Origin of the sequence: Pseudomonas sp. UBA3149, assembly GCF_002364655.1 — a bacterium.
Taxonomy (GTDB): domain Bacteria; phylum Pseudomonadota; class Gammaproteobacteria; order Pseudomonadales; family Pseudomonadaceae; genus Chryseomonas; species Chryseomonas luteola.
This window is the reverse complement of the sequence record NZ_DEYV01000047.1, coordinates 100,291-123,579: the sequence shown is the minus strand read 5'-3', so window position 1 is coordinate 123,579 and position 23,289 is coordinate 100,291. Positions and strand designations below refer to the sequence as shown.

Sequence of the window (23,289 nt, the reverse complement as noted above, 5' to 3'; positions counted from 1 at the left end):
TTTAAGCCTGACTCGCTGCTAGTTTCTGGAGATGTTCATTCTCGATACGTGCCACTTCAGCGGCAGGTACGTAGTAGTCGATGTCATCGTCGAAGCTGCGAACGATAAAGGTAGCGATCATGCCGACGAATCCAACAGCAGCTAGCCACCAGATGTGCCAGATAAGAGCAAAGCCGAGGGCTAGACTGAACATACCCATGATGAATCCAACGCCTGTATTGCGCGGCATGTGAATGTCTTTGTAGTCAGCAGCTTTACGCTCAGCCAGACCTTTTTCCTTAGCTCCCCAGTACGCGTCGATATCATCAACAACCGGCTGCTCTGCGAAGTTATAGAAAGGTGGCGGAGAAGAAGTAGACCATTCCAATGTACGGCCACCCCATGGATCACCGGTTACGTCCTGGTTCAGCTTGCGATCACGGATGCTGACGTAGTACTGCAGCAGCTGGCATATAACGCCACACAGAATGATGGCAGTACCAATAGCCGCCACGATCAGCCAAGGATGCCAGTCCGGGTTGTCATAGTGGTTCAGACGACGAGTCATACCCATGAAGCCCAGTACATACAGCGGCATGAAGGCAAGGTAGAAGCCAACCAACCAGCACCAGAAAGCATATTTGCCCAACTTTTCATTAAGCGTGAAGCCGAATGCTTTCGGGAACCAGTAAGCCACACCCGCAAAGTAACCGAAGACGGCACCGCCGATGATCACGTTGTGGAAGTGAGCGATCAGGAACAGGCTGTTATGCAGCACAAAGTCAGCGCCTGGAACAGCCAGCAGAACGCCGGTCATACCACCGATACTGAAAGTGATAATGAAGCCAATGGTCCACATCATCGGAGTGGTGAAGCGGATACGGCCTTTGTACATGGTGAAGAGCCAGGTAAAGATCTTCACACCAGTCGGGATGGCAATAATAGTCGTAGCGATACCGAAGAACGCATTGACGTTAGCGCCGGAGCCCATGGTAAAGAAGTGGTGCAGCCATACGATAAAGGACAGCACGGTAATAGCCAGCGTAGCCCATACCATGGATACGTAGCCGAACATGCGCTTGCCGCTGAATGTAGACGCCACCTCAGAGAACACGCCAAAGGCGGGCAGAATGAGGATATATACTTCCGGGTGACCCCACGCCCAAATCAAGTTGACGTACATCATGGGGTTGCCACCAAGCTCGTTGGTGAAGAAGTGCATGCCCAGATAACGGTCAAGCGAGAGCATAGCCAATGTGGCGGTCAGAATCGGGAAAGCTGCAACGATCAGAATACTGGTGCACAGGGCGTTCCAGGTGAAGATCGGCATTCTCATTAGAGTCATGCCAGTGGTACGCATTTTTAAAATGGTTACCACAAAGTTCACACCTGTTAACAACGTACCCAGGCCCGAAAGCTGCAATGCCCAGATGTAGTAATCTACCCCTACGCCCGGGCTATATTGAATACCCGATAGTGGTGGATAGGCTACCCAGCCGGTTGCTGCGAATTCACCTATGGCTAGAGACAGGTTGATGAGGATCGCACCTACCGCGAACACCCAGAAGCTGAAGGAGTTCAGGAAGGGGAAGGCAACGTCCCGCGCGCCAATTTGCAGCGGCACGACAAGGTTCATCAGGCCAGTCACCATCGGCATGGCCACGAAGAAGATCATGATCGTGCCGTGTGCGGTGAAAATCTGGTCATAGTGATGCGGAGGCAGATAGCCTTCTGCACCGCCGGCTGCGATAGCCTGCTGTGCACGCATCATAATGGCGTCGGAGAAGCCGCGGAGCAGCATGATGAGCGCCACCAGGATGTACATCACCCCGATTTTCTTGTGGTCAACTGTCGTGATCCATTCGGACCACAGGTAACCCCATTTCTTGAAATAGGTGAGGCCGATAAATACGGCTATCACACCCAGAATCATGGCACCGACCGCACCTACGATGATCGGTTCATGATAAGGAATGTCTGCGAGACTTAATTTTCCGAACATGATTTACTCCGCCGCACCTTCGTGCGCACTCTTATTCATTGCCTGATCCATTACCTGATCTACACGCTTGCTGTAATCGCCTTTCAAGTATTTATCGATGATGTCCTGGAAAAGGTGAGGAGCCACGGATGAGTAATACTCGATCGGGTGCTTCTCGCTGGGCATGGCCAGGTCTGCATAGACCTCAGAGCTCAGTGTCTTAGGAGAAGCCTTGACCTTGTCGACCCACGCGTTGAACTCTTCAGGTGTCGTAGCGTGTGCGATGAACTTCATATCCGAGAAGCCAGCGCCGCTGTAGTTGGCCGAGCCACCGCCATACTGGCCAGTTTCATGAGCCATCAAATGCAGTTGGGTCTGCATGCCACCCATGGCGTAGACCATGCTGCCCAAGGCCGGAATAAACAGAGTGTTCATGACGGTATCGGAGGTGATGCGAAAGTTAACCGGCGTGTTGGCCGGGAATGCAATCTCGTTGACCGTAGCGATACCCTGTTCCGGATAAACGAAAACCCACTTCCAATCGGTAGCAATAGCTTCGATGGTAATCGGCTTGACGTCAGAGTCGAGTGGCCTGAAAGGGTCAAGAGAGTGGCTGGTCTTCCAGATGAGCACGGCCAGAATAGCCACGATCACCAGCGGAACACCCCATACAACCACTTCGACCTTGGTCGAGTGCGCCCAGTTGGGTGCGTAATCGGCATCCTTATTGGAGGCGCGATATTTGATTGAGAAAAGGATCGCCATGACGATGACTGGGATAACGACAATCAACATCAGGCCAGTGGCAGTCAATATAAGGTGTTTTGATTCTAAACCTACTGGGCCTTTAGGGTCTAAAAGCGTCATGTTACAACCACTGAGTAAACCAGTGGCACCTAAAGCCAATAGGCTAGAAAAAATACTATGTTTCTTTTTTCTCATCTCACGACCTCGGTTGAGGGGCACTCTTCGTTTCAGGGGGACAGCCAGTAATCGGTACCATCACTTATTTAAGTGCGGCGCAGAAATAGGTCAGGCTGATGAAGCTTTGGGTGTCACGGTCATTACAAACGTGTCGATGACGTCGTGCGTCATTGAGTCACATGTAAGGATATGTTACGACCGAAATCCATTTGAGCCAAGCTGAGCCAGTCTTGGGCCTACGTCTGGATTGCACGTTTCACCAGTCCTCCTTACCTAGCCTGCGTAGAGTGCGGGCTTGTTCGGGCCTTAATGTTGAAATCGATCGCAACTGGAAAACAGGACTCTCCCAGACAGGCTACGCGCTCGTGGTATTACCAAGCATAGCAGGGGATACATTTAAGGCTTGGCCGTGCCATGAATCTTATTCACGTCAGTGCCGTGTACCAAAAATAACGCTGCAACTTGGGTAGCGTAAGCTGTACCAATAAGCACGAGGCCTATGCGGACGCGCTAATGGGCAGCATCCGGACCAATCTCGCTTGCTTACCAACCCGGTGGACTTGAAGCCATCTGCTTGCGAGCGAGCATATTGTTGCAAGTTGAAAATCACCCTGCCTTATGTAGGCATATTGCTATCAATCAGGTGTTTTTTCTCTCTCAAGAGCGCTTCAAGGCACGCCTTATCGGGCCGTGCGCAGTTTAAGTTCATCTAGGGTTCACGTCTATCATTGAGTCGCTTTTAGGCGATACAAGGAGCTAGCTAAGTCCTTGATTTTTCAATGCCTGCTTCAATATGTCGCACCTTGATTGAGAGATTGTTGATTGTAGGGAATTGACAGCAGGCAAGTACTACAAAAAGAAGCGGAAAAGGAGTCGAAGCGAGAGTGCTAAAAACAAAGATTGTTACATAATATGAAATTATGTTTTGTCATGAAAGGGCGCTGACAAGCATGCGCCAGCGCAACTCAAATAAGGTTTGGTTTCTACGAAGTCAGTTCTGTTATGCATATTGGGGCTTTCTTATTAAAAGACTATTTATCAAGTTCGAGTAATTAATTTAGCAGCATACCTTTTAATAAAGGTTTCTAGTTCAAGTGCGACCCCATTCTTTGCACATCTTGAAGCCATCTCAATCGTTGTTCCTCGCTACTTGCTCTTATTGGTGCGAATTCCAGATGATCACGAATCTGTATGCCACACACATCCAAGGCCTCTCGCATCATGAGGCGATGCGGAGAAAGTCCTCTCAGGCGCTTCCAGGGAGTAGGCAGGCTGTCAGCAGTGACGATAAGGTCAGCGCTTCGGCCTGATAGAAGTTGTTCACCTCCCCAGATCTGATCGCGATAAGCGAATGCAAAGCCTGGCAAGAAAACACGCTCGATAAAGCCGCTTAAAAGGGCAGGTAGACCACCCCACCAGATGGGGTAAACAAATAGAAGATGTTCTGCCCAATGAATCAGTCGTTGAGCTTCCAGCAAATCTTCTTCAAGAATCTGGCTCTTATCGTAGCCTTCTCGAAGTACCGGGTCGAAACTAAGCTCTCCCAGTCGTAGTTCACGTACCACATGATTATGCTGGCGAGCCCCTTGTATATAGGCTGCGCTCAGCGCATGACAGAAGCTTTCGCTCTTGGGCGAGCCCTGGATAACCAGGACTCGTTTGCCATCGCCCTCTAGAGGTGTTGCGCCCGTTCTTGGCTCAGCCATGGCTGCCTGCTTCCAGCATGGTTTCAGGCCTTACCCACTCATCGAACTGCGCCTCGTTCAGATGACCAAGCTCAAGGGCTGCTGTTCTGAGGGTCTTATTTTCGGCATAAGCCTTCTTCGCAATTTCAGCGGCCTTGTCATAACCAATGTGGGGGTTCAAGGCCGTTACAAGCATCAGACCTTGCTCAAGGTGAGCTGCCATTTTCTCGGCGTCAGGCTCCATGCCGGCTACGCAATGTTTGTTGAAATTGCGGCAGCCGTCGGCCAGTAAGCGAATGGATTCAAGAATGTTATGGGCAATGACAGGCTTGAAGACGTTCAGCTGCAGATGCCCCTGGCTGGCAGCGAAAGTGATGGTGGTATCGTTCCCCATTACCTGGCAGGCCAGCATGGTCAAGGCTTCCGCCTGGGTTGGATTGACCTTGCCGGGCATAATGGAACTGCCAGGCTCATTGGCTGGTAGCTTGACCTCGGCAAAGCCTGCCCTGGGGCCGGAGCCCAGCAGGCGCAGGTCGTTACCAATCTTCATGAGGGCTACGGCCAGCGTTTTCAGTGCGCCTGACAGTGCGCTAAGTGGTTCGTGACCTGCCAAGGCAGCAAACTTGTTGGGTGCAGTGACAAAGGGTAGGCCGGTAAGTGATGCAATTTCTTTTGCAATAGCCTCGTCGAAGCCTTTGGGAGAGTTGAGGCCAGTTCCTACTGCCGTTCCGCCCTGAGCAAGTTCATAAATGGCTGGAAGGGCTGCACGAATGGCGCTCTGAGCGATGTCGAGCTGAGCGACGTAGGCCGATACTTCCTGGCCGAAAGTAATAGGTGTTGCGTCCATCATATGGGTACGGCCAGTTTTGACCAGACTCATATGGCGTGCGGCCTGCTGGGCCAGACCTCCGGAAAGCTCATCGATAGCAGGCAACAGATCTCCCAGTACGGCTTGTGCGGTTGCGATGTGCATTGCAGTCGGGAAGCAGTCGTTGGAGCTTTGGCCGCGGTTGACATGGTCGTTAGGGTGCACAGGCTTCTTGCCACCCTTGCCCTGGCCTGCAAGTTCATTGGCGCGCCCCGCGATCACCTCATTGACGTTCATATTGCTTTGGGTGCCGCTGCCGGTTTGCCAGACAACCAAGGGAAACTGATCATCATGACGCCCTTCAAGCACCTCATTGCTTGATTGCTCGATAAGGTCCGCTATCTCTTGCGGCAATTCGCCTAGCTCTGCATTCACCCGAGCCGCTGCTTTCTTGATCAGCGTAAGTGCATGCACGATCGCCAGCGGCATTTTCTGGCCACCAATGGCGAAGTTTTCCATGGAGCGCTGTGTCTGAGCTCCCCAATAGGCATTTTCGTCGACTTCTACAGGGCCTAGGCTGTCGGTTTCGGTACGGCTCATGATGCTCTCCTGCATGCAAATTTGGGTGGTCGGCGCGCTGGCCAATGAAAGGCTTTCAAGCAGTAATGGGAAACCAATAGGGCCAAGGCTAGCGCTTATCGGTGATTAGTCTATTCAGATGTGGGGTGGGTTCCGAAAACATTAGGCGGGTCAGATTTCAGCTGGATTTACCATTGAAGATGCTGAAGCTTGCCTGAACGGAGCCGGAATACGACTTGAGTCATCGGGAAACACGTGGGCAGAATACAGATCTTTTAGCTATCGCTATTCATGTTTAAAGGATGTCCGATGAAGACTTTTCGTGCTGTCTGCACCGCTGTGATGCTCTCTGGTGTCAGTGGCCTGGCCCTGGCTGATGCGGCTAGCCATGCTGCCCAAGCCGAGCGGTTTCTAAAGCTGGCCAACGCCGACAAGCTCACTACACCGGTTTATGCCCAAGTGCATGAATTGTTTGATCAGCATTTCGCCCAGGCCAAGGCTCCGGGCAAGAAGGCTGTTCTTGAAAGCTACGTTGCGCGTGCTAATGCAACACTGGACAAGTCGATTGGTTGGGACAAGGTTAAGCCTGATCTGGTCAAGCTCTATACTCAGAACTTCAGTGAAGCCGAGCTGAAAGACTTGATCGACTTCTACCAGTCTCCACTGGGTAAGAAAATGATGAACACGCTACCGCAGATCTCCATGCAGTCTGCCCAGCTGACCCAGGGCAAGCTCGAGCAGGCAGTTCCCCAGGTCAACAAGCTGCTGAGTGATATGGATAAGGAGCTGGGTGTTAAGCCACAGGCTGCTCCTGAAGGTAGCGGTTCTAAGAAATAAGCGAGACCTATCCATGAGTATGCGCGACCGTATTCTTTCAACGTTAAGCATGCTGCAGCCGCAGCATCTTGATGTTGTTGACGAAAGCCACATGCACAGCCGTGGTCAGGAAACCCATTACAAGGCTGTAGTGGTCAGTGAACAATTTGAAGGGTTGAATGCCGTTAAGCGGCATCAGAAGGTCTACGGGGCGCTGGGTGGGCTGATGGGTGAGTTTCATGCCCTGGCGCTTCATACCTACACACCCGAAGAGTGGGCCAGACAAGGAATGGCACCTGAGTCGCCGACATGTCGTGGTGGCAGCAAGCATGACGGACTGCACGACTAGAAATGACTGTGATCCGCTTGAGGGCTCTGTTCAAGCCCGCCGCGCTTCCTTAGACTTATCGCTCCAGCGCCGGCCTTTGCCGGCGTTGTGCATTAACCGGTCCGTCCCTTACGAGGACGACCACTGGAGAAGTCGACATGTCTGGTTCTATTGTTGTAGCTGCACTGTATAAATTTGTCACCCTTGAAGATTACGTCGAGCGCCGTGAGCCCTTGCTTACTGTCATGTTGGACAATGAGGTAAAGGGCACCCTGCTACTGGCGCAAGAGGGCATCAATGGCACCATTGCTGGCTCTCGGGCCGGAATTGATGCGGTTCTGGCTTTTTTGAAGGCAGACTCGCGTCTGGTTGATCTTGAGCACAAGGAATCCTATTGCGATGAGCAGCCGTTCTATCGGACCAAGGTCAAGCTCAAGAAGGAAATTGTCACCTTGGGCGTGCCGGGCGTCGATCCCAACAAGAAGGTTGGAACCTACGTAGATCCGAAAGACTGGAATGCGCTTATTTCAGACCCTGATGTTGTATTGATTGATACGCGCAATGATTACGAGGTCGGTATCGGGACCTTTACCAATGCGGTGGATCCCAAGACCAAATCCTTCCGCGAGTTTCCTCAGTATATCAGGCAGAATTTTGATCCTTCCCGTCATAAAAAAGTGGCCATGTTCTGCACTGGTGGTATCCGCTGCGAGAAAGCATCGAGCTTCATGCTCAATGAGGGCTTTGAAGAGGTCTATCATCTTAAGGGTGGTATTCTGAAATATCTGGAAGAGGTGCCGCAGGAGGACAGTCTTTGGCAGGGGGACTGTTTTGTGTTCGATAACCGTGTAACGGTCAGGCACGATCTGAGTGAAGGGGAGTATGATCAGTGTCATGCTTGCCGGACGCCCATATCAGCTGCAGATCGGGAATCTGAGCACTACGTGCCTGGTATTAGCTGTCCTCATTGCTGGGACTCATTGCCAGAAAAAACACGTATCAGCGCACGTGAGCGTCAGAAGCAGATTGAGCTGGCCAGGCAGCGGAATCAGCCGCATCCCATTGGCCGGGATCCCCGACAGGTTTCCAAGCTATCGCAGGAGGCTTGACCTATGAAGGCGCGATTGCTCTATGTGATGGATCCTATGTGTTCCTGGTGCTGGGGGTTCGCGCCTGTCATGGAAGCACTGGCTGAGCAGGCACGTCTCTATGGCGTGCCTATGCATCTTGTCGTAGGTGGGCTGCGTAGAGAGCGAGTCGCCATGGATGCCGCCGCTCGTGTACGTACCCTGTCCTATTGGCAGGCAGTCGAAGAAGCTACAGGTCAACCCTTCACAATTGACAATGCACTGCCTGAAGGCTTTGTCTACGATACAGAGCCAGCCTGTCGTGCGCTGGTTGCAGCCAGAGGATTGGATGAGCAGGCGGTATGGCCGCTGGCAAAGCTTATCCAGCGTGCTTTTTATGTAGAAAACCGCGATGTTACCCAGCCGGCTGTTCTTGTTGAGATGGCGGAGAAGGCAGGACTGCCTCGCATTGAGTTTGCTCCGGCTTTCGATGCCCCAGAAACAAGAGCCGCAACCCAGGCGGACTTTGACTGGGCTCTCAATTTAGGCATTGCAGGCTTCCCAACCTTGCTGGCGGAGCGTGAGGGTCAGCTAGCGCTTGTCACCAATGGTTATCAGTCCCTCGATAACCTCTCCGAGCTTTTGGGCATGTGGTTGGTGCGCGGTACTGAGTTCTAGTCCGCCTATTGTCTTTAAACCCTCATGATCCCTTGAGGTCTATCAAGGTACGTCCTTGCCTATGGCTGCATATCAATGATTAGTATATCCAATACTGTTTCCCTGCCAGATACTGAAGTGGAATTGACGGCGGTGCGTGCTCAGGGGGCAGGCGGCCAAAATGTAAACAAGGTGTCCAGCGCCATTCATTTGCGTTTCGATATTCGGGCTTCGTCGCTCCCGGATTTTTATAAGGAAAGGCTGCTGGCTCTGCAGGACACGCGTATTACGCGTGAAGGTGTTGTGGTACTCAAGGCGCAGCAATACAGAACGCAGGAGCAGAACCGTGAAGATGCATTAACGCGTCTTGCTGAGCTTATTCAGAGTGTTACCCGCGTTCAAAAAACACGCCGCCCAACCAAGCCAACGCTGGCGTCCAAAAAGAGACGACTCGAAGGAAAGACCAAGCGCAGTGCAGTCAAGGCAGGGCGTGGCCGGGTTGATTTTTCATAGAGGAGCTTGTACAGGCATTTGATTTGTCTGCAGTGTTTCCTGAGCATGACTCCCTTCTTTTGATGTAAGTCTGTCTTTTTGATGGTAATCAGATTATCTGGCGCCTCGGCTGTCTTTCACCGGGACATCAGCGATTTACGTTCCTGTCCATGATCAAGCGGCATCAGTACTGAGATAGCCGTTAAGACCTTTGTCGAATAGTTACCAAGGCGCTCAGCCAGTAAAACGGAACTACAAAAACAACAAACTTCTCCGTTGAGGTAACCGCCATGAGTGCCGCATCCCTCTATCCCGTACGTCCTGAAGTAGCCGCCCTGACGCTGACTGATGACGCTAGCTATAAGGCTCTATATCAGAAGTCCGTGATTAATCCAGACGGATTCTGGCGGGAGCAGGCCCAGCGGATCAGCTGGACAAAGCCATTTACTCGCGTCAAACAAACTTCATTTGACGATCACCATGTCGATATCAAGTGGTTTGCCGATGGAACGTTGAACGCGTCTTACAATTGCCTTGATCGCCATCTCGAAACGCGGGGTGATCAAGTGGCTATTATCTGGGAAGGTGATGATCCTTCCGAGCATCGTCACATTACCTATCGTGAATTGCACGAAGAGGTCTGCAAGTTTGCTAATGCACTGCGTGGCCAGGATGTACACCGTGGCGACGTAGTCACCATCTATATGCCGATGATTCCAGAAGCAGTGGTGGCCATGTTGGCGTGCGCTCGCATCGGTGCGGTGCACTCTGTCGTCTTTGGCGGCTTTTCTCCCGAGTCATTAGCGGGTCGTATCAGTGACTGTCGCTCTAAAGTCATCATCACTGCGGACGAGGGTGTCCGAGGCGGCAAGAAAACACCTCTGAAAGCCAACGTTGACGAGGCCTTGGCCAATCCGGATACATGCTGTGTTCGTAAGGTCATTGTATGCAAGCGTACGGGTGCCCCCATTGCCTGGCATGCGCACCGCGACGTCTGGTATCACGACGTAACTCAGGTTGCCTCCGCGCACTGCGAGCCCAAGGAGATGGATGCCGAGGCGCCACTGTTCATCCTGTATACCTCAGGCTCTACCGGTAAACCCAAGGGCGTCATGCATACTACTGGCGGCTATATGGTTTATGCGTCACTCACGCATGAGCGGGTGTTCGACTATAAGCCAGGCGAGGTTTATTGGTGTACGGCTGATGTAGGCTGGATTACCGGTCATAGCTACATTGTCTACGGGCCTTTAGCCAATGGGGCTACCACATTATTGTTCGAAGGGGTCCCCAACTACCCGGACGTAGCCCGTGTCGCCCAGATTATCGACAAGCATCAGGTAAATATTCTGTATACCGCTCCGACGGCTATCCGGGCGATGATGGCCCAGGGGGATGCGGCTGTTCGAGGGGCCGATGGTAAAAGTCTGCGCCTGCTGGGGTCAGTAGGTGAGCCGATCAACCCTGAGGCGTGGCACTGGTACTACAAAACCGTAGGACAAGAGCGTTGCCCGGTTGTTGATACCTGGTGGCAGACCGAGACGGGCGGAATTCTGATCAGTCCATTGCCTGGCGCTACGGCCTTGAAGCCTGGCTCCGCTACACGGCCTTTCTTTGGTGTTCAGCCAGCGCTTGTTGATAATGAAGGCAATATTATTGAAGGGGCTGCGGAGGGCAATCTGGTTATTCTAGATTCCTGGCCGGGACAGGCGCGCACGATCTACGGTGACCACGATCGTTTCGTGGATACCTATTTTAAGACATTCAAGGGTATGTATTTCACCGGGGACGGCGCCCGTCGTGACGAGGATGGTTATTACTGGATTACTGGTCGCGTTGATGATGTCCTTAATGTTTCGGGACACCGCATGGGTACGGCAGAGATTGAAAGCTCAATGGTTGCACATCCCAAGGTGGCCGAAGCTGCTGTGGTAGGAATGCCTCACGATCTCAAAGGGCAGGGGATCTATGTTTACGTTACCCTCAACTCAGGTGAAGAGCCTTCGGAAGCGTTACGTCAAGAGCTCAAGCAGTGGGTGCGTAAGGATATAGGGCCTATCGCAACGCCTGACATTATTCAGTGGGCGCCGGGGCTGCCCAAAACACGCTCCGGAAAAATCATGCGTCGGATCCTGCGCAAGATTGCTGTAGGTGAATATGATGCGTTGGGCGACATTTCAACCTTAGCCGATCCAGGTGTTGTTCAGCAGCTTGTTGATACCCATCGTGGCATGACTCAGGCTGTAGCATGAGTGCGTAACAATGGATGCGCCGAAATGAGGCCATGAGTAACATCTAGGCTTCATTTCGGCGCATTCTCTCTTCCCTCTCTCTACACGGTTTGAGCTAAGCAGCGGTTTCATAAGGAAATATTGTCCTTGGGCGCGCTTATTGCTTCGTATATCTATTTTTAATTTTTTTCAAGCATGCTATCGTATAGCCTGTCAAGACTGTTTAGGTCTGTCTAAAACCCTTCTGTAATTACTTGTCGCATAGACGAAATAACCCTTACTAGGCTGCCGCTAGAATGCCGCTACCCACGCTGCTGCATTGCTGGTGCCATGCATGTGCATAGAGTATTGCCATGCGTATTGGTAGCCTGGGCTATTAACTAACGTCCGCAGCCCATTCCTTCGTAGGAGCTTGCATGAAAAAGCTGGCATTGCTTGGCGCTCTCGCGCTGTCTGTACTCACCAACGTATCTGTAGCGGCCGATGGCAAGCCGGTTCGCATCGGAATTGAAGCAGCGTATCCGCCCTTTGCCTCGAAAGCAGCCGACGGCAGCATTGTGGGTTTTGACTATGACATCGGTAACGCGCTATGTGCCGAAATGAAGGTCAAGTGCCAGTGGGTTGAGCAGGAGTTTGATGGTCTTATCCCTGCACTCAAGGTACGCAAGATCGACATGATCCTGTCATCGATGTCCATCACCGATGAACGTAAGCGTTCCGTTGACTTCACCAATAAGTACTACAATTCGCCAGCCAAGCTGGTGATGAAGGAAGGCGCTCAGGTCAACGATATCAAGACTGACCTGAAGGGTAAGAAGCTGGGTGTACAGCGTGGCAGTATTCATGACCGCTTTGCTACTGAGGTGCTGGAGCCTGCCGGCGTGAGCATCACCCGCTATAGCTCTCAGAATGAAATCTATCTTGATCTGACTGCGGGCCGTCTCGACGGCACATTGGCCGATGCTACCTTGCTGGACGACGGCTTCTTGAAAACTGATGCAGGCAAAGGGTTTGCCTTTACCGGGCCTGACTTCAATGATCCCAAATATTTTGGCGAAGGTATCGGTATCGCTGTACGCAAGAACGACGGTGAGCTGAAAGAAAAGCTGAACACTGCAATCAGCACCATTCGCGAGAACGGTACGTATAAGAAAATTCAGGACAAATACTTTAATTTCAATATTTACGGAAATTAACGAATCCTGATGAGGCGTGGTGGCTTCACTGCCATCGCGCCTGTTTTGTATCTGGGCGCTTGATTTTGTTGCGCTGAGGAGTTGTCCACTATGCTCAACGGCTACGGGGCGAATATTGTCGATGGTGCCTGGCTTACCATACAGCTGGCCCTGATATCCATGGTGTTGGCCTGCGGCCTGGGTCTGGCTGGCGCTGCCTTTCGCCTTTCACCGGTACGCTGGCTGGCTTGGCTGGGCGATCTTTATTCGACAGTCATCCGGGGAATTCCCGACCTGGTATTGATTCTGCTGATCTTCTACGGTGGTCAGGATTTGATCAATCGTCTGGCTCCTATGGTGGGGTATGACGATTACATAGATATCAATCCTTTTGCAGCAGGTGTTTTTACCCTGGGTTTCATCTTCGGCGCATATTTGTCCGAAACCTTTCGAGGCGCTTTTTTGGGTATTCCAAAAGGGCAGGCTGAAGCGGGTGTTGCCTATGGCATGAGCGGCATCCAGGTATTTTTCCGAATTCTTGTCCCGCAAATGATTCGACTGGCCATCCCTGGATTTACCAATAATTGGTTGGTACTGACCAAGGCAACCGCGCTGATCTCTCTGGTGGGACTGCAGGACATGATGTTCAAAGCCAAGCAGGCGGCCGATGCTACCCGCGAGCCCTTCACGTTTTACGTGGCTGTTGCGGCGCTTTATCTGATTATCACCAGCGTGTCGCTTCTGTTGTTGAGGCTTGTTGAAAGACGTTATTCCGCAGGCGTTAAGGTGGCTGACCTATGATCTTTGACTACAACGTCATCTGGGAAAATTTGCCGCTTTATTTTAACGGGCTTCTGGTTACCTTGAAGTTGCTGGCTGTTTCTCTGGTCATTGGGCTGGCCGCTGCCATCCCGCTGGCGTTTATGCGGGTATCCAAGCGTATTCTGATCAATTTTCCTGCCTGGCTTTACACGTATGTAATTCGAGGAACACCAGGCTTGGTGCAGCTTTTCCTGATCTATTACGGCTTGGCTCAATTCGAGGTGATAAGGGAAAGCTGGCTCTGGCCTTGGCTCTCGAACGCCACGTTTTGTGCATGCCTGGCCTTTGCCATCAACACGAGCGCTTATACCGCCGAGATCATTGCGGGTAGCTTGAAGGCAACGCCGCACGGTGAGATCGAGGCGGCTCAGGCGATGGGAATGTCCCGTTCGCTCATGTATCGGCGGATCGTATTACCTTCTGCATTGCGTCGCGCACTGCCTCAGTACAGCAATGAGGTCATCATGATGCTGCAGACGACTAGTCTGGCCTCGATCGTAACCCTGGTCGACATTACCGGCGCAGCCCGTACAGTCAACTCCCAGTTTTATCTGCCTTTCGAGGCCTATGTCACCGCCGGCGTGTTCTACCTTGCGCTGACGTTTATTCTGGTCCGGCTATTCAAACTGGCCGAGCGGCACTGGCTCGCCTATCTGGCGCCTCGTAAACATTAAATATCGAGTACGAGCCGGGGCCTGTGCACTGGCTAGACTAATCAAGGCTTTGAAACCATGTTCAAACTTGAAATACAGGATCTACACAAGCGTTACGGTGATCATGAGGTGATCAAGGGGGTTTCGCTTGCGGCCAAGGCCGGCGATGTCATCAGTATCATCGGCTCCAGCGGCTCGGGTAAATCGACGTTGCTGCGTTGCATCAATATGCTGGAACAGCCCCACGCGGGCAAAATCCTGCTTAATGGTGAAGAGCTCAAGCTGCAGTCCACCAAGCAGGGTGCGCTCAAGGCGGCAGACCCCAAGCAGCTGCAGAAGATGCGCTCGCGCTTGGCGATGGTGTTTCAGCATTTCAATCTATGGTCACATATGACGGTGATGCAGAACGTGATCGAGGCGCCAATTCATGTATTGGGTGTTCCCAAGGCTAAAGCCATCGAGCGAGCTGAGCGTTATCTGGCCAAGGTCGGGGTATCTCATCGTAAGGATGCATACCCTGCCCATATGTCGGGAGGCGAGCAGCAACGCGTAGCAATAGCTCGCGCGCTGGCCATGGAGCCTGAAGTCATGCTGTTTGATGAACCTACCTCTGCGCTGGATCCTGAGCTGGTAGGAGAGGTGCTCAAGGTGATGCGTGATCTGGCGCTTGAAGGGCGTACCATGGTGGTGGTTACCCATGAGATGGGCTTTGCCAGAGAGGTCTCCAATCAGGTTATCTTTCTGCATCAGGGGCGCGTCGAGGAGTCTGGCAATCCTCGTGAAGTCCTGGCTAATCCGAGCAGTGTGCGACTACAACAATTCCTGTCTGGCAGCTTGAAATAACATATGGCCATTCGTATAGGCTTTTTGATTTGGCCCGAAACCCGCCCTTTGACGGTAGCCCTGGCCGAAGAAGCCTTTCGAGTGGCTAGACGGCAGCAGACCAGCGCTGAATACGTGCTTGAATTGATACGCATCGATCAGGCCGAACAGCGCTTAACGCATATCTCCTGGCCCGCTCAACTGGAGCACTTCCAAAGAGTGTTTTTGTTGGCGGATGAGATTCCACAATCACTCTCGGTCCCGCTGAGTACGGCGCTAAAGCAGTGCGCTCGATCCGGAGTGCAGGTAGGGGCCATTTCAGCAGGCGTATTTCCGCTGGCGCAGTCAGGTCTGCTTGACGGGTACCGCGCTGCGGTGCACTGGCGCTGGCTGGATGATTTCACAGAGCAGTATCCCAAGGTTATCGCAACCAATCATCTGTTTGAGTGGGACCGTGACCGGCTCTCTGCCTGTGGTGGCCTGGCTATCCTGGACATGGTCTTGGCCATGCTGAGCCATGACCATGGGGCGGACCTGGCTGGTGTTGTTTCGGAAGAGCTGGTTGTCGAGCGAATCCGCGAGGGTAATGAGCGCCAGCGAATTCCGCTGAAAAACCGGCTGGGCTCCAGTCATCCAAAGCTGACCCAGGCAGTCATGCTCATGGAGGCCAATATTGAAGAGCCGCTTACCACTGATGAAATCGCACAGCATGTCTGCGTGTCACGTCGTCAGCTCGAGCGTATTTTCAAGCAGTACCTGTCACGTGTGCCAAGCCAATACTATCTGGAGCTTCGGCTGAATCGGGCACGCAAGATGCTGATGCAGACCAGCAAATCCATTATTCAAATTGGGTTGTCGTGCGGTTTTTCGTCGGGGCCTCACTTCTCCAGCGCCTACCGAAATTTCTTTGGTGTAACGCCGCGTGATGATCGTAATCAGCGGCGTGGGGCAGGACCGGATGTCGCGGTTGTTACCGAACGTTGAGCCGCGGCTTGGGCTTGCTCAGCCAAATAGTAGAGATAGTTCATGCGCAGGTAATGCCTTGCTGAAATGAAAGCCCTGTACCTCGTCGCAGGCATCGCCACGTAGGTGCTCAAGTTGCTCTGCTGTTTCTACGCCTTCAGCCGTAACCGTCATGCCAAGGGATTGGCCTAACGTAATGATGGCCTGGACGATAGCGCGATCGTCTGGGTTCGTACCGATACCAGCGACAAAGCTGCGGTCTATCTTGATGCCATCAAAGGGGTAGCTGCGCAGGTATCCCAGAGAAGAAAAGCCTGTACCAAAATCGTCCATGTGGAGACGTATCCCGAGCGCCTTCAGGCTGTTGAGTGTCTCCAGCGCTCCGTCAGCATCGTCCAGCATGACGCGCTCGGTAATTTCTAATTCAAGTCTGGAAGGGTCTAGCCTACTCTCGGTCAGCGCATTTTGTACCTGATTGATCAGGTCGTGGCGACCAAACTGTCGGGGCGAGAGATTCACAGAAATACCCACCGGTTGTGGCCAGTTGACAGCTACGTGGCAGGCACGTTTCAGTACCCAGTTTCCTATGGGAACGATAAGGCCGGTGTCTTCTGCCAGCGCAATGAAACTATCGGGTAGCAGCATGCCATGCTCAGGATGCTGCCAGCGTAATAGCGCTTCGAACCCGGTCAGCCGATTTCCCGTAAGCGAATAACGTGGCTGAAAATAGAGGCTCAATTCTTCTCTTTCCAACGCCTGACGGAGATCGTTCTCCAAGCGTCGACGGCTGGTAATCAGCTCGTTCATTTCGTGGGAGTAGAAGCGCCATGTATTACGGCCCGCAGCCTTGGACTGATAAAGCGCAATATCGGCGAGCCGCAGAAGCTCCTCTGCGTTATTTGTATCAGAGGGCGCTAGTGCAACGCCTATGCTTCCTCCGATAAACACGGTCTGGTCATCCACTTTGATAGGCTGATGGAGCTGATCAATGATTCGTGAGCTCAGTGCAGAGATTTCTTCATGGTTCTGAAGGCGGGTCATCACGACAATAAACTCATCACCACCGACCCGCGCGACTAGATCGGCTTCTCGAATGCAATTACGCAGGCGCTTGGCCACTTCCCTGAGCACTCTGTCGCCCGCTGCATGACCCAGCGCATCGTTGACCGGTTTGAAGCGATCCAGATCCACACTTAACAAGGCCACAGGGGCAACGCGTGTTGATGGGCTTACATGCTTTTTTAGAAACTCGTTCAAACGGTTGCGATTGGGCAGATCGGTTAAGGGATCATGCAGAGACAGGTGCCTTACCTGAGCTAGCGCCTTGACCTCGTCAGTAATATCGCTGGCCGTGCCGCGAAACCCTTGCGTGCCGTCTTTTATCGGTCGCGCCGAGACACGGCAGGTCCGCTGCTTACCTTGTCGGTCATGATAATGACAGACGAGTGGAGTAGATGTAGAGGCGTTCCTTCGATGGTTCAGCCATGTTGTCAATGACTCATGGTCTGCTGTCAGCAGTTCATTAAGGTTTTTGCCAAGCCACTGCTCAGGTGTAGTGCCTGTAACTTCCTCGAAGCGCCCTGAAAGATAGGTCAGGCGGTACTGAGCATCGATTTCCCACAGCCAGTCTGACGCGGCTTCTGCTACGTCTCTGAAGCGCTCCTCGCTAACCGCCAAAGCTTCCTTGCTCTGAGTCAATTCAACGTAATGAGCTTCCATGAATCGTGCCGTAGAAAGTGCATTACGCAGGACTAGCCAGGTTGACGCGATCAGCATGAGACCCGCGATACCGAAGTAGGGAAGAATCGAGTCAAGCAGCGTCTGCCCATGACGTGGCGGGTCCCAGGCCAAGTAGCTATCAGCGCCAGGTGCTAGACGAAGCGTGGACGAGCCTTCAATCTGAGGCGTCTGTGTAGTCCGCAGATTGACTAATCCATATTGCGTACCCAGCGCCTTGAGCTTGTCTGGTGTAAGGATATTGACGAAGAGAAGTACTGAGCGGGTACCGGGCCGCTCCTTAACGGTTGGGTCTTTTCCTGGCGTGATAGATCCAGCCGCAACGATGGCAGGTACTGAGTCGACTTTCAGGAGTTCACTGACTACCTCTTCCTTATTTTCAGGCGCGCGTGCCTTGTTCAGTAGAGCGTCAACATCGCCTTGTAACCATTGCCGGGCATCAAGAGGTGTTTGCTCACCCTCAAACAGTGAATAGACGGTTTTGTCCTGCGCATTTAGAACAAGTAATCCCTGAAAGCCATAGAGCTCATAAATCGACTCGCCCAGGTTTTCTCCGTCATACGCCCAGCTGATGTTGAGCTTAAGGTGCATGTTCTTGTAAAGCTCACCCCATTTGGAATAGTCAGATATATCCTTTTTTATGCTTGTATTCAGGTCTTCAAGGGCTTTTTGAGCAGCGTATAAGGTGTCTGCCTGAGCCTGTTGATCCTGGCTACGAGCGTTGTGGATCAACAGCCCACATGCGAGCGAAAACATCAGGAACAGCAATACTGTAACCAGAGGGAATACGCGACGGGTAAAAGTAGTACTGAGCATAGTAGGCAAAGGCGGCGCAGAGTGGTCTTGAAATATAGGCATTGATGGCAGATGGCCACTCTTAGGGAGGGGAGGCATCCTATAAGATGTCGACTGATGTGTGAAATAATTCAGCTAAAACAGATATTAAACTAGCAGGCCTAGTGAGCTTGGCGAAATAGATATTCGTCTGATGTAAGGCGGGCGCCCATGAGGCAGTAAACGAAGAACCTTGGATAAGAGGCTTTCATTGCCAATGCGTGCTGTTTGAGGCTTAGTAACAGCACGCAGGACTGGATTTCTTTAATGGGTGTCAGTAGCACCGCCATAGTGCGCGCAGCCTGACATGCTCTTGCCATTGACACGCAGCTCCGCCTGAAGGGATTGAACCGTACCAGTGCTTTCATCAACACAGCGCTGCGGACTGACCCATAGCTCGACACGCTCGCCGTTGGCTTCGGTAGACAGGCTACGACTACCGTCGGGTAGTTGCTCCTGCAAATATGGAAGAGCCTGCTGGCTGCGATCGGTCGAGGCTATAACCATGCCTTGGCCACTTACTACCACATTCCATTCTGGAGTATGACCGGCTGCGCGAAGCGTCAGGCGCTTGAAATTAGGGTCTGAACAGCCGGGCCCGGTGTACTGCATGCGATACACTTCGGAAACGGCAAATACGCCATCGCTTCCAGCCGGCCCTCCAGATTTCATCTTTCCGCGTAAATCTGCGAATAGGCTGCTGGCACCGCTATCGGCCGTCAACTCATGAGCATCGTTGATAATAGACGTGTTGGCCGCATCGTCTATTTGAAAGTAGCGATGCTCCTGACAGGGGCGAAAGAGTAACTGGTCATTCGCTAACCGCAAATCACCTTGCAGGCGTACGCCTTGAGACGCCTTGGACGAAGCGATGCTATCGCTCGGGGTGCTATGGCAGCCTGCCAGCAACGTGGCCAGCAAGGTCAGGGGCAGCAGCAAGCGTGGCGCTAACATCTAGAGCTCTCCATTGAAACAAGGGTGGCAACGTTACTGAGCTATATCCGTTAGGACAAGGCTGAAATGAACTTGTGCGCTCTTTTTGAACGGAGCGCACAAGCGATCCTTTAGCCTCCCAGGTAGGCCTTGCGTACGTCAGGGTTGGCCAATAGGGCTTCGCCGGTATCCTGCATGACGATATGACCATTTTCTAGAACGTAGCCACGGTCTGCTAGTCTGAGCGCCTGGTTGGCGTTCTGCTCGACCAGAAATACCGTTACGCCATCCTCGCGCAGTTGTTCGATGATATCGAAAATCTGCTGAATGATGATGGGGGCTAAACCCAGTGAGGGCTCGTCAAGCAGCAGGAGACGCGGATGACTCATCATCGCACGACCGATGGCCAGCATCTGTTGCTCCCCACCGGACATCGTGCCTCCGCGCTGGTGATAGCGCTCCTTCAAGCGAGGAAACAGGCCAAGAACCTTTTCAAGCTGACGATCATAGTCATGCTTGTCGGTAAAAAAACCGCCCATGGCGAGGTTTTCCTCGACAGTCAGGCGAGCAAAGACGCGGCGACCCTCAGGAACTACGGCGATACCCTTGCGCATGATTTCGGAGGAGTCTTTCCCGACCAGCTCTTCACCTTCGTAACGAATACTACCGCCAGCTGCCTTAGGAGAACCGCATAGCGTCATCAGGAGGGTAGACTTGCCAGCGCCATTGGCGCCGATGAGTGTCACGATCTCCCCTTTGTTGACGGACAGGCTGACCCCATGCAGCGCCTGGATCTTGCCATAGAAAGTCGAAACGTTTTCGAACTGCAGCATCACGCTTCTCCCAAATAGGCTTTGATCACGTCAGGGTTATTACGGATTTGCTCCGGCTTACCATCGGCCAGGGGAGTGCCCTGATTGATAACGACAATATGATCCGAGATGCTCATGACCAGGTGCATGTCGTGCTCAATGAGCAGAACAGTTACGCCATGCTCGTCTCGCAGCAGGGAAATCAGCGCTTTCAGGTCTTCCGTCTCGCGAGGATTAAGGCCAGCGGCAGGTTCATCAAGCATGAGGAGTTGAGGACGTGTCATCATGCAGCGAGCAATCTCAAGACGGCGCTGTTGGCCATAGGCCAGATTGCCGGCAGGTCGGTTGGCGACCTCGGTGAGGTTGACCTGCTCAAGCCAGTGGCGGGCAAAGTCCATGGCTTCAGATTCTGCGCGGCGAAAGTCGGGAGTTTTGAAAAGGCCAGCTAGAAAATTCGTATTCAGATGGCGGTGTTGAGCAACCAGCAGGTTTTCAACCGCTGTCATTTCCTTGAACAACCGAACATTCTGGAAGGTGCGTACGATGCCGCGTCGGGCGATCTGGTGACCCGGCAAGCCATGAATGGGCGTACCTCTAAGTAGAATTTCGCCTCCTGTTGGTTGATAGAAACCGGTCAGGCAGTTGAACACGGTCGTCTTGCCGGCGCCGTTCGGTCCTATCAGGGAAACGACCTGCTTTTCCTCGACGCTGATATTGACGCCATTGACTGCCAAGAGGCCGCCAAAACGCATGGTCAGGTCTTTAGCTTGAAGAATAGGTTGGCTCATTTACGCAGCTCCAAATGGGGGCGCTGCATCGGGAGCAGGCCTTGCGGCCGCCAGATCATCATCAGGACCATCATGGCGCCAAACATCAACATGCGATATTCACTGAACTCACGCATCAGCTCTGGAAGCAGAATCATGACAATGGCTGCCAGAATGACGCCCAATTGTGAGCCCATTCCACCCAGAACAACGATCGCCAAGATGATGGCTGACTCAATGAAGGTGAACGATTCCGGCGACACCAGCCCTTGGCGAGCCGCAAAGAAGCTGCCCGCGAAACCTGCAAAGCAGGCACCCAGCGTAAAAGCGGAGAGTTTGATAAGGGTCGGATTCAAGCCTAATGCACGGCAGGCGATCTCATCTTCACGTAAGGCTTCCCAGGCGCGACCGATGGGCATGCGCAGTAATCGATTGATCACGAAAAGCGTAAGCAGGACGAGCAGTAACGCAACCAGGTAAAGAAAGATCACCTTGTAGTTCGAGTTGTAGGCGATGCCAAAAAACTCATGGAATGTCTGCATGCCTTCAGGGGCACGCCGCTCAAACGTCAGGTTGAATAGCGTAGGCTTGTCGATTCCGCTAATGCCGTTGGGGCCGCCGGTGATGCTGGTAAGGTTGCGTAGCAGAATACGGATGATCTCGCCGAAGCCGAGCGTTACGATGGCGAGATAGTCACCTCGCAGGCGCAGCACGGGAAAGCCCAGCAAAAAGCCGAATAGCGCAGCCATCAAACCGGCAATGGGCAGGCAGATCCAGAATCCAAGGCCGTAATAGTGGGAGAGCAGGGCGTAACTATATGCCCCTACGGCGTAAAAGCCGACGTAGCCCAGATCAAGAAGACCCGCCAGGCCGACCACAATATTCAGACCAAGCCCCAGCATCACATAGATGAGAATCAGCGTAGCGATATCCACGGCCCCCCGTGAGCCGAAGAATGGCCAGACTAGCGCGACAAGAACCAGCCCGAGGATGACCCAGCGTTGAACAGATGGCTCGGTGAGCTGGGCGCCTAGTTTGGTCAGTGGTGAGGTGTGGGTGCCCCTGGTTCGGCGCGGCATGGGAATGCGATCACGTACCAACTGCCATACGAACATAAGGGCGGCCGCCCCAAAAATGATCGTCAGGGTGGTTGGGCTGGCGCCATGGACTTCGAGCCCGATACCCACTGTGGTCAGTTTTAGCCCCAAAACAGGGTAGGCCACTGCGAGTACGAGAAGCGCACTGAAAAAAGCCGTTTTAAGCTGTTTGTTGAAAGGGGTACTGCTCATACTTTTTCTACCTCCGGACGGCCCAGAATGCCGGTCGGCCGGAACAACAAAACGAGGACAAGAAGTGTGAATGCCACGACATCCTTGTACTGATCACCAAAAATATCGGCCCCGAACGCTTCGGCTACCCCTAGCACCAGTCCGCCCAGCATGGCGCCTGGAATACTGCCGATCCCGCCCAGTACTGCGGCAGTAAACGCCTTGATACCTGCCAGAAATCCCAGGCTCGGATTAATGACGCCGTATTGCATACCGAGCAGAACAGCCGCGATGGCTGCCAGGGATGCGCCGATAACAAAGGTCAGGGCGATAATGTTGTTGGTGTTGATGCCAAGCAGGTTGGCCATCTTGATGTCTTCGGCGCAGGCTCGGCAGGCGCGGCCGAGACGCGAACGTGAGATGAACAGTGTCAATCCGAGCATGGCCAGAAACGTGACTACGAAGATCAGAATCTGCATGTACGAAATGACGACTCCACTCATGGCATCATTGCCAAATATGATGTTGCCAGGCAGCAGGCTGGGAATGGCCTTGTCCTTGGAGTCCTGTGCCAATAGCACTTCGTTTTGCAGGAAGATGGACATGCCGATGGCTGAGATCAGCGGAATCAGGCGATTACTGCCACGTAGCGGACGGTAGGCAATACGCTCAATACTGTAGCCATAGGCACTGGCAACAATAATGCTGGCAGCAAAGGCCGCAATCATGATGATCGGCAAACTATGAATGCCCATGAGTGCTAATCCGGCGATGACAATGAAGGCTACATAGGAGCCAATCATGTATACCTCGCCATGGGCGAAGTTGATCATGCCAATAATGCCGTAGACCATTGTGTAACCAATGGCTATCAAGGCGTAGGTGCTGCCAACGGTCAAACCGTTTACCAGCTGTTGAAGATAGTGGTAGAGCTCAGGCATTACTTTCTCCTGAAT

At 52.8% G+C, this 23,289-nt stretch carries 21 protein-coding genes; 11 read left to right on the top strand and 10 right to left on the bottom strand.

The genetic code is table 11. The annotated features are described in order from the left end of the window. Position 1: 1 nt before the first annotated feature. The 4 genes from cyoB to B3729_RS23980 all read right to left on the bottom strand — a co-directional run bounded on the left by cyoB (position 2) and on the right by B3729_RS23980 (position 5,977). Entirely contained in the window at positions 2-1,981 is a 1,980-nt protein-coding gene (cyoB, locus tag B3729_RS23995; RefSeq protein WP_286789190.1) for a cytochrome o ubiquinol oxidase subunit I, read from the bottom strand. Positions 1,982-1,984: 3 nt separating this feature from the next. Next, a complete protein-coding gene (gene cyoA / locus B3729_RS23990) occupies positions 1,985-2,902 on the bottom strand; it encodes a ubiquinol oxidase subunit II (RefSeq protein WP_010797664.1) in 918 nt (305 codons plus the stop codon). 1,067 nt (positions 2,903-3,969) lie between these two features. Continuing rightward, a complete protein-coding gene (locus tag B3729_RS23985; RefSeq protein WP_074827529.1) occupies positions 3,970-4,590 on the bottom strand; it encodes an NAD(P)H-dependent oxidoreductase in 621 nt (206 codons plus the stop codon). After that, positions 4,583-5,977 (bottom strand): class II fumarate hydratase, encoded by a 1,395-nt coding sequence (locus B3729_RS23980; RefSeq protein ID WP_286789189.1) that lies wholly within the window; start codon positions 5,975-5,977, stop codon positions 4,583-4,585. The genes B3729_RS23985 and B3729_RS23980 overlap by 8 nt, the downstream gene beginning before the upstream one ends. A 288-nt stretch (positions 5,978-6,265) precedes the next feature. Here B3729_RS23980 and B3729_RS23975 point away from each other — a divergent pair, with 288 nt between their 5' ends. From B3729_RS23975 to B3729_RS23925, 11 genes are all read left to right on the top strand, one after another. Next, on the top strand, positions 6,266-6,793 hold the full coding sequence (locus B3729_RS23975; RefSeq protein WP_239383634.1) for a DUF2059 domain-containing protein: 528 nt from the start codon (positions 6,266-6,268) through the stop codon (positions 6,791-6,793). A gap of 13 nt (positions 6,794-6,806) precedes the next feature. Continuing rightward, positions 6,807-7,121 (top strand): BolA family protein, encoded by a 315-nt coding sequence (locus B3729_RS23970; RefSeq protein WP_010797668.1) that lies wholly within the window; start codon positions 6,807-6,809, stop codon positions 7,119-7,121. A 137-nt stretch (positions 7,122-7,258) separates the two neighbouring features. Continuing rightward, positions 7,259-8,209, top strand: a complete 951-nt coding sequence (locus tag B3729_RS23965; protein ID WP_286789188.1) for a rhodanese-related sulfurtransferase — start codon at positions 7,259-7,261, stop codon at positions 8,207-8,209. A 3-nt stretch (positions 8,210-8,212) separates the two neighbouring features. Further along, the gene (locus B3729_RS23960) at positions 8,213-8,845 is read left to right on the top strand and encodes a DsbA family protein (protein ID WP_286789187.1); all 633 of its coding nucleotides are present in this window, start codon (positions 8,213-8,215) and stop codon (positions 8,843-8,845) included. A gap of 75 nt (positions 8,846-8,920) precedes the next feature. Further along, a complete protein-coding gene (gene arfB / locus B3729_RS23955; protein ID WP_074827520.1) occupies positions 8,921-9,337 on the top strand; it encodes an alternative ribosome rescue aminoacyl-tRNA hydrolase ArfB in 417 nt (138 codons plus the stop codon). Positions 9,338-9,606: 269 nt separating this feature from the next. Continuing rightward, positions 9,607-11,568 carry an acetate--CoA ligase gene (acs, locus tag B3729_RS23950; RefSeq protein WP_286789186.1) on the top strand — a complete coding sequence of 654 codons (1,962 nt, stop codon included), beginning with the start codon at positions 9,607-9,609 and terminating at the stop codon, positions 11,566-11,568. A gap of 395 nt (positions 11,569-11,963) precedes the next feature. Next, positions 11,964-12,743, top strand: coding sequence for an ABC transporter substrate-binding protein (locus B3729_RS23945; RefSeq protein WP_010797673.1), 780 nt, complete (start codon positions 11,964-11,966; stop codon positions 12,741-12,743). Positions 12,744-12,833: 90 nt separating this feature from the next. Beyond that, on the top strand, positions 12,834-13,523 hold the full coding sequence (locus B3729_RS23940; RefSeq protein ID WP_010797674.1) for an ABC transporter permease: 690 nt from the start codon (positions 12,834-12,836) through the stop codon (positions 13,521-13,523). Then, the gene (locus B3729_RS23935) at positions 13,520-14,218 is read left to right on the top strand and encodes an ABC transporter permease (protein WP_010797675.1); all 699 of its coding nucleotides are present in this window, start codon (positions 13,520-13,522) and stop codon (positions 14,216-14,218) included. The genes B3729_RS23940 and B3729_RS23935 overlap by 4 nt, the downstream gene beginning before the upstream one ends. Before the next feature lie 57 nt (positions 14,219-14,275). Further along, a complete protein-coding gene (locus tag B3729_RS23930) occupies positions 14,276-15,040 on the top strand; it encodes an ABC transporter ATP-binding protein (protein WP_010797676.1) in 765 nt (254 codons plus the stop codon). A gap of 3 nt (positions 15,041-15,043) precedes the next feature. Beyond that, complete coding sequence (locus B3729_RS23925) at positions 15,044-16,003, top strand: GlxA family transcriptional regulator (protein ID WP_286789185.1); 960 nt, start codon at positions 15,044-15,046, stop codon at positions 16,001-16,003. A gap of 18 nt (positions 16,004-16,021) precedes the next feature. On the opposite strand, the gene B3729_RS23920 is transcribed toward B3729_RS23925, so the two are convergent. From B3729_RS23920 to livH, 6 genes are all read right to left on the bottom strand, one after another. Next, the gene (locus B3729_RS23920) at positions 16,022-18,535 is read right to left on the bottom strand and encodes a bifunctional diguanylate cyclase/phosphodiesterase (RefSeq protein WP_286789184.1); all 2,514 of its coding nucleotides are present in this window, start codon (positions 18,533-18,535) and stop codon (positions 16,022-16,024) included. Between the two features lie 282 nt (positions 18,536-18,817). Continuing rightward, the gene (locus tag B3729_RS23915; protein ID WP_010797680.1) at positions 18,818-19,507 is read right to left on the bottom strand and encodes a hypothetical protein; all 690 of its coding nucleotides are present in this window, start codon (positions 19,505-19,507) and stop codon (positions 18,818-18,820) included. A 110-nt stretch (positions 19,508-19,617) separates the two neighbouring features. Further along, positions 19,618-20,319: an ABC transporter ATP-binding protein gene (locus B3729_RS23910; protein ID WP_010797681.1), complete on the bottom strand. Its 702-nt coding sequence runs from the start codon at positions 20,317-20,319 to the stop codon at positions 19,618-19,620. After that, positions 20,319-21,086, bottom strand: a complete 768-nt coding sequence (livG, locus tag B3729_RS23905; RefSeq protein ID WP_074827509.1) for a high-affinity branched-chain amino acid ABC transporter ATP-binding protein LivG — start codon at positions 21,084-21,086, stop codon at positions 20,319-20,321. The genes B3729_RS23910 and livG overlap by 1 nt, the downstream gene beginning before the upstream one ends. After that, positions 21,083-22,354, bottom strand: a complete 1,272-nt coding sequence (locus tag B3729_RS23900) for a high-affinity branched-chain amino acid ABC transporter permease LivM (protein WP_010797683.1) — start codon at positions 22,352-22,354, stop codon at positions 21,083-21,085. The genes livG and B3729_RS23900 overlap by 4 nt, the downstream gene beginning before the upstream one ends. Then, positions 22,351-23,274 (bottom strand): high-affinity branched-chain amino acid ABC transporter permease LivH, encoded by a 924-nt coding sequence (livH, locus tag B3729_RS23895; RefSeq protein WP_010797684.1) that lies wholly within the window; start codon positions 23,272-23,274, stop codon positions 22,351-22,353. Before livH ends, B3729_RS23900 begins: the two co-directional genes overlap by 4 nt. Between the last annotated feature and the right edge of the window lie 15 nt (positions 23,275-23,289).